Source organism: Anthropogastromicrobium aceti, from assembly GCF_020687335.1.
Lineage (GTDB): Bacteria > Bacillota > Clostridia > Lachnospirales > Lachnospiraceae > Anthropogastromicrobium > Anthropogastromicrobium aceti.
In genome coordinates, this window is the sequence record NZ_JAJEQN010000007.1 from 39,422 (window position 1) to 58,441 (window position 19,020).

15 protein-coding genes and 1 tRNA gene are annotated in these 19,020 nt (G+C 39.2%); 15 read left to right on the forward strand and 1 reads right to left on the reverse strand.

All coding sequences use genetic code 11. The features are described from left to right. Positions 1 to 4 precede the first annotated feature (4 nt). From LKD48_RS03925 to LKD48_RS03960, 8 genes are all read left to right on the forward strand, one after another. A complete protein-coding gene (locus tag LKD48_RS03925) occupies positions 5 to 1,543 on the forward strand; it encodes a bifunctional metallophosphatase/5'-nucleotidase (protein ID WP_308731256.1) in 1,539 nt (512 codons plus the stop codon). A 212-nt stretch (positions 1,544 to 1,755) separates the two neighbouring features. Then, positions 1,756 to 1,828, forward strand: a tRNA-Lys gene (locus LKD48_RS03930). A gap of 184 nt (positions 1,829 to 2,012) precedes the next feature. Next, on the forward strand, positions 2,013 to 3,071 hold the full coding sequence (locus LKD48_RS03935) for a substrate-binding domain-containing protein (protein ID WP_308731257.1): 1,059 nt from the start codon (positions 2,013 to 2,015) through the stop codon (positions 3,069 to 3,071). Positions 3,072 to 3,073: 2 nt separating this feature from the next. Beyond that, the gene (locus LKD48_RS03940) at positions 3,074 to 4,534 is read left to right on the forward strand and encodes a diguanylate cyclase (protein WP_308731258.1); all 1,461 of its coding nucleotides are present in this window, start codon (positions 3,074 to 3,076) and stop codon (positions 4,532 to 4,534) included. Between the two features lie 133 nt (positions 4,535 to 4,667). Next, complete coding sequence (locus LKD48_RS03945) at positions 4,668 to 5,681, forward strand: LacI family DNA-binding transcriptional regulator (RefSeq protein ID WP_308731259.1); 1,014 nt, start codon at positions 4,668 to 4,670, stop codon at positions 5,679 to 5,681. Between the two features lie 488 nt (positions 5,682 to 6,169). Beyond that, positions 6,170 to 7,117, forward strand: coding sequence for an ABC transporter permease (locus tag LKD48_RS03950; protein ID WP_331466789.1), 948 nt, complete (start codon positions 6,170 to 6,172; stop codon positions 7,115 to 7,117). 13 nt (positions 7,118 to 7,130) lie between these two features. Next, complete coding sequence (locus LKD48_RS03955; RefSeq protein ID WP_118614270.1) at positions 7,131 to 8,063, forward strand: carbohydrate ABC transporter permease; 933 nt, start codon at positions 7,131 to 7,133, stop codon at positions 8,061 to 8,063. An 81-nt stretch (positions 8,064 to 8,144) separates the two neighbouring features. Further along, positions 8,145 to 9,569: an ABC transporter substrate-binding protein gene (locus LKD48_RS03960; RefSeq protein WP_118614268.1), complete on the forward strand. Its 1,425-nt coding sequence runs from the start codon at positions 8,145 to 8,147 to the stop codon at positions 9,567 to 9,569. Here the strand turns inward: LKD48_RS03960 and LKD48_RS03965 are convergent. Further along, positions 9,493 to 10,536, reverse strand: a complete 1,044-nt coding sequence (locus LKD48_RS03965; protein ID WP_308731260.1) for a helix-turn-helix domain-containing protein — start codon at positions 10,534 to 10,536, stop codon at positions 9,493 to 9,495. The two genes, LKD48_RS03960 and LKD48_RS03965, sit on opposite strands and share 77 nt — an antisense overlap. 455 nt (positions 10,537 to 10,991) lie before the next feature. On the opposite strand from LKD48_RS03965, the gene LKD48_RS03970 reads away from it, so the two are divergent. The 7 genes from LKD48_RS03970 (at position 10,992) to LKD48_RS04000 (ending at position 18,958) form a co-directional block, all read left to right on the forward strand. Then, a complete protein-coding gene (locus LKD48_RS03970; RefSeq protein ID WP_118614183.1) occupies positions 10,992 to 12,374 on the forward strand; it encodes an ABC transporter substrate-binding protein in 1,383 nt (460 codons plus the stop codon). A 123-nt stretch (positions 12,375 to 12,497) separates the two neighbouring features. Beyond that, positions 12,498 to 13,487, forward strand: a complete 990-nt coding sequence (locus LKD48_RS03975) for a carbohydrate ABC transporter permease (RefSeq protein WP_262537647.1) — start codon at positions 12,498 to 12,500, stop codon at positions 13,485 to 13,487. Positions 13,488 to 13,499: 12 nt separating this feature from the next. Further along, on the forward strand, positions 13,500 to 14,345 hold the full coding sequence (locus LKD48_RS03980) for a carbohydrate ABC transporter permease (protein WP_308731261.1): 846 nt from the start codon (positions 13,500 to 13,502) through the stop codon (positions 14,343 to 14,345). Positions 14,346 to 14,401: 56 nt separating this feature from the next. Next, entirely contained in the window at positions 14,402 to 15,424 is a 1,023-nt protein-coding gene (locus LKD48_RS03985) for a glycoside hydrolase family 130 protein (RefSeq protein ID WP_308731262.1), read from the forward strand. A gap of 24 nt (positions 15,425 to 15,448) precedes the next feature. After that, complete coding sequence (locus LKD48_RS03990; RefSeq protein ID WP_308731263.1) at positions 15,449 to 16,627, forward strand: AGE family epimerase/isomerase; 1,179 nt, start codon at positions 15,449 to 15,451, stop codon at positions 16,625 to 16,627. Positions 16,628 to 16,632: 5 nt separating this feature from the next. Then, positions 16,633 to 17,844: a glycoside hydrolase family 130 protein gene (locus tag LKD48_RS03995; protein WP_308731264.1), complete on the forward strand. Its 1,212-nt coding sequence runs from the start codon at positions 16,633 to 16,635 to the stop codon at positions 17,842 to 17,844. Between the two features lie 19 nt (positions 17,845 to 17,863). Further along, the gene (locus LKD48_RS04000; RefSeq protein ID WP_308731265.1) at positions 17,864 to 18,958 is read left to right on the forward strand and encodes an SGNH/GDSL hydrolase family protein; all 1,095 of its coding nucleotides are present in this window, start codon (positions 17,864 to 17,866) and stop codon (positions 18,956 to 18,958) included. Positions 18,959 to 19,020: the final 62 nt, after the last annotated feature.

The window sequence follows — 19,020 nt, forward strand, 5'->3', positions numbered from 1 at the left end:
AATAATGGAAAAAAGAAAAGTAAAAATCTATTATACGTCAGATGTACACGGATATTTCTATCCGACATCATATGGTGACCGAGAGGTAAAACCGATGGGTCTGTTTGCGTGTGCGTCTGAATACAAAAAGGATGACGATACACTTGTGATTGATGGAGGCGATATGCTTCAGGGCTCTGCATATGCCTACTACAGCAGAAATATTCTTGGAAGCTGCGAATATATTGCACAGATGGCAAATGACTGTGGATATGATTTCTATACGCTTGGAAATCATGATTTTAACTATGGTCAGGAATATCAGGCTATTTACCGCAATAACCATAAAGGTACTTGTGTATGTGAGAATGTGCTTGACAGCGAGGGAAATATTCTTTATCCGCATATGATTCACACGATGAAAAACGGTGTGAAGGTCGGACTAGTCGGTATCGTAACTGATTATATCAATGTGTGGGAGAAAAAAGAAAATCTCGTTGGCATTCAGGTGGTTGATCCGTTTGAGGCTGCAAAAAAGGCGCTGGAAGATTTACAGGGCAAGGTTGATCTGACGATATGTATTTATCATGGCGGCTTTGAGAGTGATTTAGAGACTGGAAAACGTTTGTCAGAGACGACTGAGAATATCGGTTACAAAATCTGTACTGAACTTGGCTTTGATGTACTATTAACAGGTCATCAGCACATGCCGGTGGCAGGAAGAATGGTTAACGGCACTTACACACTTCAGCCGCTTGCAAATGGCAGAGAGTATGCCTATGTAGAAATTGATCTTGAGAAGGAAGCATTTTCTTCTGGAAACGCAACTTATCCGGCAACAATTACCTCCATCAATTCAAAGAAGGTTCAGCCAAACCCTGATAATGCAAAGGAATTGTGTGGGAAGTATAGTTTTGTGGAGGCTAAGGTACAGGAGTGGCTTGATGAGCCGCTTGGTCATCTAAGCAGACCGCTTTACCCAGAGGACAAGGTGAAAATGGCATTAGAAGGAAGTGGTATTGCCGATTTGATTAATCGCATACAGCTTGATGTATCTGGGGCACAGCTGTCCATAGTTGGACTTGCAAATGATATTGTGGGCTTTAATGCTTGTGTAACAACAAGAGATATAATTGCCACATATCCATTCCCCAATACTCTTGTAGTATGCCGTATCACAGGAGAGAAGTTAAGAGCAGCTATGGAACGTGCCGCAGAATATTTCGAGATCGACGAAAATGGCAAAGTAGTAGTAGCAAAGAGCTTCCTTTCTCCGAAGGTCGAGCATTATAATTATGATTACTTTGCAGGTGTTACGTGGGAGATCCACCCAGAGGCACCGATGGGAAGTCGCATTCAGAATCTGTGTTACCAGGGAAAGCCAGTGCAGCCTGATGATGAGTTTACACTGTGCATGAATAATTACCGTTACAGTGGTGCAGGCGGCTATCCGATGTATCCAACATGCCCATTGGTAAAGGAAATTAATACAGAGATGGTAGAGATTATAATGGATTATTTCCGTACACATGGCACAGTTGCCATTGATTCTGAGAAAAATTGAAAATAGGTGTATAATAAATGTCAATTGGGAAAGAATACAGATGAAGCTAATTGTATAAAATGTTGACGAAATCTGAAATCTTTCCCAATTGTTTTGTAAAACTTAATGAATATGTAAAGAAAACGTAAGATTTTGTCAAATTTGCTTGACTTTTATCGCGTGTTGTATTATACTAAGCACATGTTGATGAGAACAACATACAAAATAAAAACGCGCTTCTAGCTCAGTTGGTAGAGCACCTGACTCTTAATCAGGGTGTCCAGGGTTCGAACCCCTGGAGGCGCATCAAGTACCGGTTTTGGAGACATATGAGCTCTGGGGTCGGTGCTTTTTTTGTGCTTTCCAGACTGTATGCACGAAGGGAGCGAAAAAAATAAATTGACATAAAAACTCCGTGCGCTATAATAGTTAAGAAGAGTTTTGCATTATAAAAATAGTGCAATTAGACTATATTCGTGTGGGGGAAGGAATGAAAACTCGAAAAACAGAACAAAATGCGCGCGAAAATTATAAAAAAGTATATTTTTTGATGATTGTCGTGTCTACAATCCTTTTTTTGACAGCAATCGGATGCCAAAAGAAGGTTGATACAAGCTTAAAAGCACAGTCTTCTATAGTGGAGTATACATGTATTTCAGATTCTGACAGTGATAAAAGCTTTTATGTAATTTTAAAGAATTACCATGGAGTCTACTGGGAGACGGTGATAGAAGGCGTATCAAAAGCGGCAAATGAAATAGATGCATCTGTATATCTTGGCGGAATCGACAATGAGACTGATATTGAAGGTCAGATTAAATTGATTGATGAAGCAATAGAAAGCGGTGCGAGTGGAATTTTGCTTGCACCGGCAACCTCGGATGAGCTTGTGGAAAGCTGTAAAAAAGCAAGGGAGAGTGGGATATATGTGGCATTGATTGATTCTTCCATTAATCAATGCGAATTTGATGCCTGCTATATGACAGATAATGTAAATGCAGGACAGATGGCAGCAAAGGAAATGCTTGGTTTATTAAAGGAAGCAGGCAATTTACCGTCAGAGGAGCTTGAAGTAGGTATTATGCTGTCATCTGATACATCACAGGCGATGATAAATCGCGTATCAGGTTTTTTAGAATACTGGTCTTTGCATTCACCGGCAAAATGGAAGATTGCACAGGACATTTACTTAAATGGCGGTAACGTAGAAAAAGCGCAGTCTGATGCGAAGAAGCTTATTGATCAGCATGAAAACCTGAAAGGTATTTTTGGGTGTAGCAATACATCAACCATCGGCATAGCAAGTGAGCTTTTAGAAGAAAATAGAAAAGATATTGTTTTAGTTGGTTTTGACATGGCAGATATTACGGTTCAGATCATTCGAAATCCGGATTATTTTGCAGGAACACTTATGCAGAGACAGGATCAAATGGGGTATCTTGGTCTTACTGCTTTATATGATTTTGTAAGTGGAAGTAGGTATGAACAAAAGTATTTTGATACTGGAGTGGTACTGATTGATGCGGATTATCTTAGTGGGAGGGAATGACCGTGAAGGATCGAAGAAAGAGCAAAAAAAAGAGAAGAGGAATGCTCGTATTATATCTAGTAGTGTGTACTGCTGTAATTGTAATAGCCTATTTTCATCTAACGAAGATTGCCAAGGATTATAATACAGAGCATTTGGAGTTAATCAGTGGATTATATGCTGAAAAGATGAATGAAACTATAGATTATCTTCAAAGCTATGCAAAGGAAAATGTCAAAACAGTACGAAATATAGAGGAGAAAAAGCCAGAGGAGATACTAGCGCGTTTGAAGCGCGATCTTGATCAGACTGTTTTTTGTGATATAGGTTTTTTTATGAAAGACGGTGAGATCTATGGCGGTGCCTGTGCGGTGGCTGATCTTAAAAAGAATGGATTGGACAAACAGGTAAAAAAAGCAGAAGAATCATTTGTTTCTGAACCATATCAGTCAAGCAAGAATGGTGGTATGGTTATGACGGTTGTTGCTATGGCGCCAGATGATGACAGAATAGATGCACTTTATGTATCTGTTATGATAGAAAATTTAAAAAAGCTTGGGACTTATGAGCTTTTACAGGGCAAAGTCAGCGTTCATCTGCTAAAGGCAGATTCGGAAAATTATATTACATGTATTAGCGGTAAAGAATCAACATCAGGTATATGGAATAATCTGCTTCTTCAGCAAAAATATTTTCGCTATTACAATGGATATTCTTACAATGATTGGATGCTTGATATGCGCATGGGGGTAAAAGAAGGCAGATTTACAGCAAATGTCAGAGGCGAGGACGCAACTATTTCATATCGAAGTATTTCGAGTATGCCGGGATGGTATATTATAGTACAGCTGGCAAATAAAAAAATTTCTAATATTACACAGTATTTTTCTGCTTGGGGTGTTGTGTATGGAAGCATTCTCATGTTATTTACGATATTGTATATGCTGACAATTCTTCTTATGGAAAAGAAGGATAAGGAAATTTATAAAGGGTTGTCTGATACTGATGCACTCACAGGGCTTTTTAACCGCAGAGCATTTCAGGCAGCTGTGGATGAAACTCTTTTAAAGAGGATAGCAGGCATTTTTATTTTTATTGATGTGGATAACTTTAAGGATTATAATGATAAATATGGTCACGCTAATGGAGATTTGTGCCTGAAGCATTTTGCAGCTACTATGAAAAAATGTTTCCCTAAGGATAGTATTCTTGGCCGCTATGGAGGAGATGAGTTTGTTGTTTACATAAAGAATGCTGTGTCAGATGATGCTCATAGATATATGGACGAATTTCAAAGAGAAATTTCTCATTTGATGATGTCGGGAGGTGAGCATGTCACGGTGTCTGCCAGTGCAGGAGGAGTAGCCTTTATTGGCGAAGGAGAGGATTTTGTTTCGCTGTGCAGAAGTGCGGACAACATGCTCTATGATGTGAAACGAAATGGAAAAGGCACTTTTAAAATTAAAGGTGCGAAAAATATGTGAATTAAATTCACTTGACAGATTTATTAAAGCATTCTATACTTAAAATAAATTAAAAGACGTGGCGATACAGATTCGGGTTTATTTGTGTTGTTACAACTACAATTATATATAAGGATAGAGTGGAGGTATATTTATGGCACGAAAAGCAGTACGTCTGTCCGATATAGCAGAAAAGCTTGGTGTCAGCACAGTAACAGTTTCCAATGCACTTGCCAATCAGCGTGGTGTCAGCGAAGAGCTTCGCGAAAAAATTAAGGAGATGGCATCTGAGATGGGCTATCATGCACCAGGAACGCAGATAATGGCAAAAACGGCAGTAAATATTGGCGTGCTTGTGCAGGAACGTTATCTGGGAAATGGATCATCGTTTTATTGGAGACTTTATCAGGAACTTGCCATTGCCTGTGCAGCACACAATTGTCTTTTGGCATTCTGCGTGTTGAAGCCAGATGAAGAAAAAAATACAGTGCTGCCGGTTATGGTCAGTGATCATAGAATTGATGGACTTATAGTAATGGGAGAGATCAGCAGAGCATACTTAAGAATGCTTGAGAAAGAAGCTGGAATGCCGATGATTTTTCTGGACTTTTTTGCAGCAGAGTTTGATGTAGATTGTGTCATTTCAAATAATTTCTATGGCATGTACACAGCAACAAGACATCTAATTAAGAAAGGTCATAAAAAGATTGCCTATGTCGGAAGCGTAAAATCAAGTAACAGCATTGCGGATAGGTACTTTGGATATTTAAAGGCGATGCGTCAGTACGGTCTTGAAGAACGTGAAGAATGGATTGTTGAGGATCGCGCATCAGGTACTATGGAGATCATAGAGCCAAAGCTGCCAAAGGATATGCCAACTGCATTTGTATGCAATTGTGATCAGACAGCAAGTGTGCTTATTCATGAACTAGAAGGAAACGGCTACCGTGTGCCGGAGGATGTTTCAGTTGTTGGTTATGATAACTTTGTCTTTATGCCGGTATGCGATGTGGCTATTACAACATATGGCGTTGATATGCCGGAAATGGCAAAGGCGGCGGCAGAGCGCATTATCTCGAGAGTTAAAGGACTCGATAAGGGACCGGGGCGTCTTAGCATCATAAGTGGAAATCTGATTGACGGAGAGAGTGTAAGAGCACTAATATAAAAATAAATAACTATTCGGAATGCAATTTGCAAAGTTTTGAATAGTCGCAAAATATTAAAAAGAGCAGGTATGGGAAAATACCTGCTCTTTTGTTGTTGAAAAGTTACAAATTGAAGTAAAATTTAACAGTTAACATGTTAAATGAAAGAAAAGTAACATGTTAACATAAAAATGTTAAGTAACAAGGTAACAAAACACTATCTTTTTGACGAGAGAAAAACGAGGACAAGGTGCATGTATACACGTTCTACACAAATAACTACTAAAAATATAAAAAAATAATATGCAAAATAGTAAAAAACCTATTGACATGACAGAAAAAACGTGTTAACATTTAGCTACGAGTTAACCATTGGTAAGGAAACAAAATTCTAAATTAGTGTAAAGTTTGTGTTCAGAATGATGTTTTACAATGGTTTTGAATCAGACTGTTTGAAAAAAACAGAGAAAAGTGAAGAGTTCCAGAATGAAAAAAGGAGGAGAAAATCTTGAGTAAACCAACAAAAAGGAAAAAAACTCACTGGACGAAAAATGACACCGAGTTAACAATCATGGCGCTGCCTACCACGATCTGGTACATTTTGTTTTGTTTCTTGCCGATGTTCGGCTTGATTATTGCATTCAAAAATTACAAGGTTATTGGTGGAAAGAGCTTCATCTACAATTTGATTCACAGTGAGTGGGCCGGTGTTAAGAACTTTATGTTCTTAATTAAATCAAATGATTTGTTCGTAATTCTGCGAAATACGATTTTATACAATCTTGTATTTATTGTACTTGGTATGGTCGTTTCTGTAGGACTTGCAATTATGATCAGCCTGATGCGCAATAAGAGAGCGTCAAAGGTATATCAGACGATGATGTTTTTCCCATACTTCATGTCATGGGTTGTAGCTTCATACTTTTTGGATGCCTTTTTAAATCAGAACAACGGTTTGATTAACAACATGTTAAGAAACAGCGGACAGCAGCCGATTCAGTGGTACATGACTGCAGGCGCATGGCCGGCTATTTTGACTTTTATGTATTTGTGGAAATCAACAGGATACAATATGGTTATTTATCTGTCTAGTATCTCTGGTATTGATACAACTCTTTATGAAGCAGCCGTTATGGATGGTGCAAATAAGCGACAGCAGGTATTTCACATTACACTGCCGTGTTTGAAGAACGTTATTATTATGATGTTCATTTTGAATGTTGGTAAGATTTTCTACTCTGACTTTGGATTGTTCTATCAGCTTTCACAGGGAGCAAGTGGTTCGATCTTTAAGACAACAGCAACCATCGACACATATATATACAATGCACTGCGCTCTTCCACAATAGGAATGACATCTGCTGCAGCATTCTTCCAATCTGTTGCATGTTGTATCACCATCATTCTTGCCAATGCAATTGTTAAGAAGTTCGATGAAGATAGTGCGATTATTTGATGGAGGTACGAAAATGGCAAAAAATAAAAAAGATCTTGATTTGGCAGATTCTTCTAATTTAAACCAAATTAAAAAGTCGACGAATGTTGTTTTTAATATTTTGTTTGTGATTCTGGCACTGACTTGTATTATTCCGGTTGTGTTCATCTTTATCATTTCGATCACCTCAGAGCAGTCAATTAAGATGAATGGATATCAGTTTATTCCTGAATCTTATTCACTTGATGCATACAAGTTTTTGTTTAGAGAGGGTGAAATGATCCTTAGAGCACTTGGTGTTTCTGTTTTGGTTACAGCAGTTGGTACGACACTTGGTGTTATTTTGACAATGCTGATGGGATATGTGCTTTCAAGAAGCAACTATAAGCTGAATGGCTTTTTTACAATGGTTGTATTCATCCCGATGATTTTCAATGGTGGTATGATTTCATCTTACGTTGTAAATACACAGCTTTTAAATTTGAAGAACAGCATCTGGTCGCTGATTTTACCGCTTTGTGTTTCTTCATTTAATGTTGTAATATGTAAGACTTTCTTTAAGACAAATATTCCGGAATCAGTTATTGAATCGGCACAGATTGATGGTGCGACGCAGTTTCAGATTTTTGGAAAGATTGCACTTCCGTTATCAAAGCCGCTTATGGCAACTATCGCATTGTTCTTAACCTTTGGTTATTGGAATGATTGGTTCCAGTCTTCCTTGTACATCAGCAATACAAATCTGTATTCCTTACAGGCATTGCTTGATCACGTACAGAGAAATATCGAGGTTATGGCAAATAATCCATCCCTTGGACTTAGTACAGCACAGTATATGAACTCAATGCCAAAGGAAGGTGCACGAATGGCGATGGCTATTATCATCATCATTCCAATCGCATGCTGCTATCCATTCTTCCAGAGATATTTCATTTCTGGTCTTACAGTAGGTGCAGTAAAGGGATAATGTAAGAGAATCATACTGAAATATTTTCAGTTGAAGATAAAAAATATTTTAATATATTTCAATTTTAAGGAGGAAACAATAATGAAAAAGAGACAGATTTTAACACTCGGACTTTCCGTTGCTATGACAACTGGAATGATGGCAGGCGTGGTAAGTGCAAACGCTGCAGAGGATCCGGTAACTTTAAAGTGGATTCAGGTTGGCGGCGGAATGCCAAAGACCTATGACGAGTGGCTTGATCAGATTAATCCATATCTGGAAGAGAAGATCGGTGTGAATGTAGAGATGGAAATCGTACCGTGGGGCGACTGGGATAACAGAAGAAATGTTATCACAAACTCAGGTGAGTATTTTGATATCCTGTTTACCGATCAGAACCGTTATGGCTCAGAGGTAAGCACAGGCGTACTTCTTGATATCACAGATATGCTTGAAGAGAATGCACCAGAGCTGTATAAGATGATTCCAGAGGATTACTGGAATGCAGTAGAAATTGATGGTAAAGTTTACGGCGTACCGACCTACAAGGACAGCTCCCTTTCAGAGTTCTTTGTATGGGATCAGGATATTGCAGATAAGTATGAGATCGATGTTGAGAAGGTAACTGATTTTGAGTCTCTTTACACAGCATTAAAGACAATTAAGGAAGGTGAGGGCGGATCTCCGTACTTCATGTCCAAGAACGGTGCAAACTTCCTGCTGAATTTATCTTATGATGATTTAAGTTCTGGTCTTCCGGCAATCGGCGTAAAGTATGATGATGAGACTATGACTGTTGTAAATCCATTAAATGATGAAGAACTTCTTTCTAAGCTGGATATTATTCACCAGATGTATCAGGAAGGCATCATCAATGGAGATGCTCCGACAGCAGATGATTCCAGTAAGTATGCAACATTCTTCGCAGCACAGGGCTGGAGTGGCGCTGCAAAGACAACATGGGGACCAAACAATGGTGTTGAAAACTGTACAGCAGTTCAGTACGGCGATACTGTTGTATCCAATACAACTGTTCGTGGTTCTATCAATGGTATCTACTCAGGATGTGAGCATCCAGATAAGGCACTTGAGCTGTTGAATCTTGTTAATACTGATTCTAAGGTACGTGACTGGTTCTACTACGGTGCAGAAGGCGTTGACTTCGAGTACACCGAGGATAATAAGGTACATCGCCTGAGCACAGATTGGAAGATGGCTGGATATACACAGGGTACTTTCTTCAACGTAACTCAGACTGATGATGTTGATTTCAATCAGTGGGATGAAGTAAAAGAGTTAAACGAGAATGCAAAACCATCTGTTATGATCGGTTTCAACCTTGATACCTCTGAGATCGAGACAGAGCTTGCAAACTGCCGTGCCGTATATGAGAAGTACTATTCAGAACTGTTTACTGGCGCAAGAGAGCCTAGAGAAATGGTAGAAACCATTAATGAAGAGCTTGAGAAGGCTGGTTGGGAGACCATTCGCGAGGAAGCTCAGAAGCAGATCGACGCTCAGAAGTAATATATTGCTTGTGGTGTTTTCTATATGTACCAGGTGTCATACCGTATTGTCTTCGAAACAGATTAATAAAATGATTCGTGTTTTCGAATCCTACGGCTGTGCTGATTTCTCCGATACGGTCATCACTACACGTTAAAAGCTCACATGCTTTTTGCAGGCGAAGACAATTTAGGTAGGCAATTGGTGACTGCCCAAAAGCTGCTGTAAATTCATGGGCAATACGGAAACGACTGATTTCGTATTGAGTTTCTAATTCTGCCAGCGAAAAAGGTTTGGCAAAATTTTTATGAAACGAATTACGAATAGAAATTAAATAAGAAGGAATCATATATGGGAGGCTCGACTGCGCATGGCAGCGAGCCTCTTTTATAGTTAAGCATAAAAGGCTGGTAAGCTGTTCGTCTAGCCAAAGTGGATCATTCTTGCAGTTTGAAAGAGCATCATACAGATGAGAAAGCTGTACAGGCAGCATAGAAGAACCAGAAATTACAAAAGGCTCTTTCACTGAATCGGAGAATAGTTTATTATAATAAGAAATAGATGATCCTGAGAGAAAGAATAGATAAAACTTCCACGGTGCATTTTCTAGGTATAGACGCCAGCGCTTCGAGAGCGGAAAGAAAAACAGAGAGTATTTTTTTAAAGAATAATGGTCGAAATTATTATGATCAGTGTCATCCTTAGTTATATTCTGTGCGGTATTTTTGGTGAACTCTAAAAAACCTCGTCCTTCTGTGATGAGGAGAAGGCAATAGCCGTCAGTCGGTGCAAAGTTAGCATCAAAAATGCGGATATCTGAGAGTGAGAGCGCTGCAGGAAGAAAAAGCGGCGGTTCAGGATCAAAGAGAGAGGTAATGAGTGGATTGGCATGTTCGATTAAACGTCGCATCGCTGATACGGAAACTTTTGATGCAGAAGTCATACCTGACAAAAAATTAGATAAAAAATTTGCAGTAGTACTGACCATGTTAAAATACCCCTTTCTATACAAAAATGTAACTATTCATAAAAATATGCGAATGCAGCATTGTTTGATCATTAGCAAGAATCATATATTTTTTATTCCAGATCACAGTATAAATACTTTTTACTAAAAAAGCAATAGTTTTAACATGAAAAAACGATTAAATTTAATAATAAATAAAACGATTAAATTAACTAAAAAATAGGGAAAATATAAAATAAAACAGCAATAGACAAACAATGATAAAAATTGTGCCTGTAAATAAAAATAAAACTTCGTTTGTGAAAATTCATAATGAGTAAATAAAACTGATTAGGTTCATTATGCTATTTTTGAAAATTTCTGCAAGATTCTTATATAAAAAACAAGATTAAATGATGCAAAATGCAAAAACACATGCTATTATAAGATCATAAAAATTAAGTTAAATTAACTTAATAAAAAACGGAGGTAAATTTATGAGAGTAAGAAAAATGACTGCACTTATGTTAGCAGGAGCAATGACAGCATCTATGGGAACTTTTGCATTTGCAGATGAGGCAAAGGAGCTGCCAACAATCGATTCCATTAAGCTTGGTGAGGATTACACAGATCTGACTGCTTCAATCAAGGTTTTAACACACAGAACTGATATTGTAGACACCACTTTCCAGGATTATATCAAGAAGTTCAATGAGTCTTATCCAAACATTACGATTGAGTACGAGGCTGTTACTGATTATGCAGAGGACATTAAGCTTCGTCTGACAACAGATGATTGGGGCGATATCTGTGGTATCCCAACAAATCTTCAGAAGAATGAGCTGGAAGATGAATTCATCAGCTATGGTGATAAGAAAACTCTTGATGAGAATTATGTTCTGTTAAATAATTTCGCTTATAATGGAAATGTTTATGGAATTCCTTCTACCGGTAATGCACAGGGTATCGTATATAATAAGAAGGTATTTGAGGAAGCAGGAGTTACAGAGCTTCCAAAGACACCAACCGAATTTATTGAAGCACTGCAGAAGATTAAGGATAACACAGATGCAATTCCGCTGTACACTAACTTTGCAGCAGGCTGGACCATGGGTGCATGGGATGCTTATATCGGCGGATGTGCAACAGGTGATCCTGACTTTATGAATTACGGTATGGTACATGGTGAGAATCCATTCGCAGATAATGGTGATGAGACCGGTCCGTTTGCAGTTTACAACATTTTATATCAGGCAGTTTCACAGGAGCTTGTTGAGGATGACCCGACAACAACAGACTGGGAAGGCTGCAAGGGTATGATCAACAATGGCGAGATCGGCTGCATGGTTCTTGGTTCCTGGGCAGTTGTTCAGATGCAGGAGGCAGGCGATAATGCAGATGATATCGGATATATGCCATTCCCGATCACAGTAGACGGTAAGCAGTATGCATCAGCAGGTCCTGACTATTGCTATGGTATCAATGTTCATTCTGATTATGACAATCAGTTAGCTTCCATGATCTATGTAAAGTGGCTGACCGAAGAATCCAACTTCTCATATGATCAGGGCGGTATCCCGATCTGTGTAGGCAATGAGTACCCAGATGTACTTGCTGCATTTGATGGCGTAGAGCTTGTAGTAGATAATCCGGCACCAGAAGGTGAGGAAGATCTGTTTGGTGAGATCAATACTGAGTCTGAAATTTCCTTGAATGCTGATAATACACATGTACAGGATGTTCTTGAGCATGCGCTTAATGGTGACAAGACTATGGAAGAGATCGCAGATGAGTGGAATCAGGCTTGGACAGATGCTCAGGAAGAGTATGATATTACTCCTGCACCATATGTATACGGATCTGGCGTAGCTGCTGAGTAATAAAGTTAGTTTTAGAAAGAAAAAGTAAAAAATAGGGTGCAAACCTTACACAAACGGCACATCTGAGTTTTCAGGTGTGCCGTATATGATAAAAGGATGCGTTTTTAAGAAGGAGGAAATGCAATGGCTGCTTCCGCTACAAGTATGAAAACAAAGAAAACATTTGGACAGTGGTTTAAAAGCAGAAAGGTTCAGCAATGGCTGGTAATTGTATCATTTATGATTGTGCCTGTGCTGTTGCTTCTTGTTTTTTCATATGTTCCGTTTGCCAAAATGTTTGAATTTAGTTTATATAAGATGAAATCTTACGACAGCAAAAACAATACATATGTGGGATTTAAAAATTATATTGATGTATTTACAAGAGATGACTGTTTTAACTCATTAAAGCTAGCTGGATATTATATCGTGGCATCATTTATTCAGCTGGCAATGGCATTGTATTTTGCAACAATTCTGTGCTTCAAGGTAAGAGGAAGCTCTTTATTTAAGGGACTTATCTTCTTCCCATATCTGATTAGTGGTATCGCAATTGGATTTATTTTCAAATTTTTCTACACAAGAGGCTTCGTACTCGATACTGTTTTGTCATGTATCGGATTAAATCCAGAGAATCTTCCATACTGGTTAAAAGATACAAGAATCAACAATGCGTCCCTTGCGGCAACATCTGTATGGCGTTACATGGGACAAAATATGGTACTTTTTCTTGGTGCAATGATGTCTGTTGATCCATGTCTTTATGAGGCAGCTTCAATTGATGGTGCAAATGCATGGCCTAAATTCCGCTATATCATGCTTCCAAGTATTAAGTCTGTTATCGTATTAAATATGATTCTTTCTATTTCAGGTTCATTAAGTGCATTCGAGCCGCCATACGTTATCACAGGCGGTACCTTTGGAACAGCAACATATTTCGTTATGATGAACAGCTTAGCACATGAGAAGGGCAAGATTGGTCTGGCAGCAGCTATGGCAGTTGTATTGATGGGTCTGATCTTTATTGTAACGATCTTCCAGCAGGTAATAATGAAGCTGATTGATGAAGAGGCGAGAGAAGAGAGAAGAAATCGTAAAATACAAAAACAGCTTAGAAAACAGGGTATCAAATAAGGAGGAATTGACATGACTGCAAAAAATCGTATTGCGAAATATCTGTGGATGTTTATTAAATATTTTTCGCTGATTCTGGCAGGTTTTATTGCCGTGCTGCCGGTTGCCAGCTGTGTGATCACCGCCTTTAAGACACCGGAGGAATATGCGTCAACTAATGTTATGACGCTCCCAGGAAAATTTTATTTTAAAAACTTTACAGAAGCATTTCAAAAGGCAAACATGGGAGTGGCATTCCTAAACAGCTTGATCATTCTTGTTGTTGTATTGTTCTTCTCAATCATGTTTGGTGCCATGCTTGCCTACATCTTAAATCGTTTCACCTTCCCAGGCAGAGGCATAATTAAAAATCTGTTCTTGTTTGCCAGCCTTCTTCCTGGTATTGCAATGCAGGTTACTGTTTACAAGATCATGTACAACATGCATTTGATCAATTCCATACCAGGTTATATCATTCTTCTTTGCGGAACTGATATTATTTCCGTAACAATCTTTATCCAGTTCTTTGAGAATCTTCCAAATTCACTGGATGAATCAGCTATCATGGATGGATGTACATATTTTGGTGTATTCTTCAAGATTTTACTTCCACTATTAAAGCCGGCAATTGTTACTGTTATGATCTTAAAGGGCGTTGGTACTTATAATGAATATTACATGGCAAATTTATATCTGCAGGATAAGTCACGTCTTGTAACAGTTGCAACTTCACTTTACAAATTTACGGGTCCTCTTGGAAATCAGTATAACTACATCTGCGCAGGCGTTATCATCACGCTTCTTCCAGCATTGATTATCTTTATTCTGTGTCAGAAGCAGATTTACGGCGGACTTGCTGCAGGTTCAGTAAAGGGTTAATTAGAAATAAATATATAAGGCGCGCGGCTTTTGCCGTGCACAGAAATGAGGAAAATATGAGCAAAGTTAAAATGATTAGTCCAGAAGTAAAGAATGTACCATGGCAGGAGAAGCCAGAAGGGTTAAAAGGGGCTCCGATTTGGAGATATAGTGAAAATCCGATTATTGGAAGAAATCCAATCGAGGGAGTTGCAAGAATATTCAACAGTGCAGTAATGCCATATGAGGATGGATTTATAGGTGTATTCCGTGGTGAGCAGACAAATGGTATCCCATATATTTATTTAGGCAGAAGCAAGGATGCAATTCACTGGGAGTTTGATTCAAATAAAATTCCATTTGTAGATGAGGATGGAAATCCGTTCATGCCGCTCTATGCATACGATCCTCGTCTTGTAAAGGTTGAGGATACATATTATATCATTTGGTGTCAGGATTTCTACGGAGCTTCTATTGGAATGGCAAAGACAACTGATTTTAAGACATTTGTTCGTCTGGAAAATCCATTTATTCCATTTAACCGCAATGCTGTTCTCTTCCCAAGAAAGGTTAATGGAAACTTCATTATGCTCTCAAGACCAAGTGACAGCGGACATACACCATTCGGTGATATCTTCCTTTCAGAGAGTCCAGATATGGTTTACTGGGGTAAGCATCGTCATGTTATGGGACGCAGCAGTGAATGGTGGGAAAGTGTAAAGATTGGCGGGGGAGCAGCTCCGATTGAAACATCTGAAGGATGGTTGTTATTCTATCATGGTGTTTCTGGTACATGCAATGGCTATGTGTACAGCATCGGCGGCGCAATCCTCGATATTGACAATCCGTCTATCGTAAAGTATCGCTGTGAGAACTTCCTTTTGACACCAGAAGAGTGGTATGAGGAGAGAGGATTTGTTCCGAATGTAACATTCCCATGTGCAACGATCCATGACAGTGTTTCTGGTAAGATTGCTGTTTACTATGGATGTGCAGACAGCTATGTAGGACTTGCCTTCACAACAGTTGATGAGATTGTAGATTATATTAAGACACACAGTCATTTAACAGAGTCTGACACTGAGATCGGAAGAAGATAAAAGGCAAACAGGAGGCAGCGTGTCATGCAGGAAATAAATAAAATGAAACAGCAGATACAGGATCATCTCGATAAAGTCATCCTGCCGTTTTGGGAAAGTTTGAAAGATGATGAGTACGGCGGATTTTATGGCTACATGGATATAGATCTGAACGTGGACAAAAAGGCTGTCAAGGGATGCATTTTAAATAATCGTATTCTTTGGTTTTTTGCAAATGCGTATTTGAACCAAAAGCGTCCAGAGCTTCTTTCTTATGCAAAGCATGCATATGAATTTTTAAAAGAGGCATGTCTTGATAAGACATATGGCGGTGTTTATTGGTCTGTTACATTTGATGGAAAGCCTGAGGAAGATATGAAGCATACATATAATCAGGCATTTGCGATTTATGCACTTTCTTCCTATTATGATGCATCAGGTGATACAGAGGCGCTCGATATTGCATTTAGCATTTATGATGTGATTGAGGCACACTGCAAGGATGATAAGGGATATTTAGAAGCATTTGACCGCAATTTCCAGCCAGTAAGCAACGAAAAGCTCTCAGAAAACGGCGTCATGGCAGAGAAAACAATGAATACGCTGCTTCATGTATTTGAAGGCTATACGGAGCTGTATCGTGTGACAAAGGATAAGAGGGTAGGAGAAAATCTTCGTTGGATGTTAGACATTTTTGCGAAAAAGGTATATAATCCAGATAAGAAGCGTCAGGAAGTGTTCTTTGACAAGGACTGGAATACACTGATTGATCTGTATTCATATGGTCATGATATAGAGACATCATGGCTGATTGACAGAGGACTGGAGATTTTGAATGATCCGGTTGTGACAGAAAAGCTCTCACCGATTACAGATACACTAGCAGAGCAGATTTACAAAATTGCTTATAAAGATCATTCTGTAATCAACGAATGTGAGAGAGGTGTAGATAACACAACGCGTGTATGGTGGGTTCAGGCAGAATCTGTTCTTGGTTTTATGAATTATTATCAGAAGCATCCAGAAAAGACAGAGTACTTTAAGGCTGTACAGGATATCTGGGAATATATTCAAACGTACATGGTTGATAAGCGCCCTGGTTCTGAGTGGTTCTGGGATCTTGATGAAAATAAGCAACCGTCAGATAAAAAGCCAATCGTAGAGCCGTGGAAATGTCCGTATCACAATGGACGTATGTGTTTTGAAATGATTAATAGGCTTTAAGCGCAATGAAGAAGACAGGAGGAGATAATACAATGAAGCTTCATGAGCAGTATTATGTGGAAAAAGCAAAAGTAGAGAAGCTGATTGCAAAGAAGAACCAGAAGTCAGATTTTTATAATGGTATTTATGATCGTTATACTGATCCAGTTTTGACAAGAGAGCATATCCCGGTTGAGTGGAGATATGATGTAAACCCAGAGACAAATCCATATTTCATGGAGCGCCTTGGCGTGAATGCCGTGTTTAACTCTGGTGCTATTGAGTTAAACGGAAAATATTATTTAATTGCCCGTGTTGAGGGAAATGACAGAAAGTCCTTCTTTGGCATAGCAGAGAGTGATTCACCAGTAGACGGTTTTCGTTTTTGGGATTATCCGGTGCTGCTTGATGATATCTGTCCGGAAGAGACAAATGTTTATGATATGCGTCTGACAAAGCATGCAGACGGCTGGATCTATGGCGTATTTTGTTCTGAGAGCAAAGATACAAAATCAAGTGACCTTTCAGCAGCAGTTGCAGCAGCAGGAATCGTGCGCACAAAGGATTTAAAGCATTGGGAACGTTTGGACAATTTAAAAACACTTCATTCTCCTCAGCAGAGAAATGTTGTGCTTCATCCAGAGTTTATTCATGGCAAGTATGCATTCTATACCCGTCCAATGGATGATTTCATTGATACTGGAAGCGGCGGCGGAATCGGATTTGGTCTTTGCGAGGACATTGAGCACGCTGTTATTGATGAGGAGATTATCACTAGCAAGAGAAAGTATCATACAATCACTGAGGCAAAGAATGGTGCGGGTGCTGTTCCGATAAAGACAGACCGCGGATGGATTCATATCGCACATGGTGTAAGAAATACAGCAGCAGGTCTTCGTTATGTGATCTATGCTTTTGCAACTGCACTTGACGATCCATCTAAGGTAATCGCAGAGCCATCCGGCATGTTAATAGGACCAAGAGATTGGGAGAGAGTCGGCGATGTATCAAACGTTGTATTCACAAACGGTGCGATTGAGAAAGATGGAAATGTGTATATTTATTATGCAGCAAGTGATACAAGACTTCATGTGGCATCTACAACAGTAGATAAACTTGTAGATTATGTATTCTCAACTCCAGCCGATCCAGGCAGAAGCGTTCTTTGCGTACAGCAGAGATGTGATTTGATCAGAAAAAACTTAGAATACATCAATAAGTGCAAAGAAGAAGAGTAAAGAAGGAAAAAATTAGGATATGGACAATATGACACGATTAAAAAATCTGATGAAGCGAGCTGCAAACGGTGAATCTCTTGTAATCGGTTTTTTAGGTGGTTCTATCACGCAGGGAAGTCTATCGTCAACACCAAAGACTTGCTATGCGTATCTAGTCTATGAGTGGTGGAAAAAATCATTTCCAAACGCGGCATTTTCCTTTGTAAATGGCGGAATTGGCGGTACAACTTCTCATTACGGCGGTGCACGCGCATGGAAGGATGTACTATGCTATCGTCCTGATATTGTGACGGTTGACTTTTCTGTTAATGATGATGCAAATGAGTTTTTTGAGGAGACTTATGAGGGAACGCTTCGTCGTCTGCTTGCGGCACCGTCTGCTCCTGCAGTAGTTGTGCTAAACAATGTGTTCTATGATACTGGAAAGAATGCTCAGGATTATCATAACCGCATTGCAGATCACTATGGTATCCCGCATGTCAGCATTAAAGACACCGTTTATCCTGATGTGGAAAGCGGTAAGATCGTGCGTGCTGATATCACGCCTGATAATTTGCATCCAAACGATAAGGGACACCGTCTCGTTGCAGATGAAATCTGCAAGCTTCTTGATTCCATAAAGGCAGAGGTGGAAGAAGAAACGATTGCGGGCAAAAGCACGAAGACAGAGGAATCAATCTTGCTTCCAGCACCACTCACAGAAAATGCTTACGAATATAGCCGCTTGATTCAGATTCAGGATAACGAAGCTATTCTGGATGGCTTTTTGGTTGATCCAATTGAGAAAAAAGGAATGCTTGATATTTTTAAAAATGGATGGACAGCAGCGCATACAAATGATAAAATTAGTTTTGAGATCGAATGCAGCTGTCTGGCTGTTCAGTACCGTAAATCGGTACAGCAGCCGGTACCAAAGGCCAAGGCAGTAATTGACGGCGATGAGGCACATGCGGTGATTTTGGATGGAAATTTCACAGAGGACTGGGGTGACTGCCTTTATTTAGAACCACTTCTGCATCATGCAGAAAAGAAGGTTCATAGGATTGAGATCACAATAACAGACGCAAAGGATATCGTGCGGCCGTTCTATCTGGTATCGCTGATTGTTTCATGAACGACATGTAAACTTGTGACGAAGACTGTGCTGAGCCACAGCGCATTCGAGAAGTTAATTTA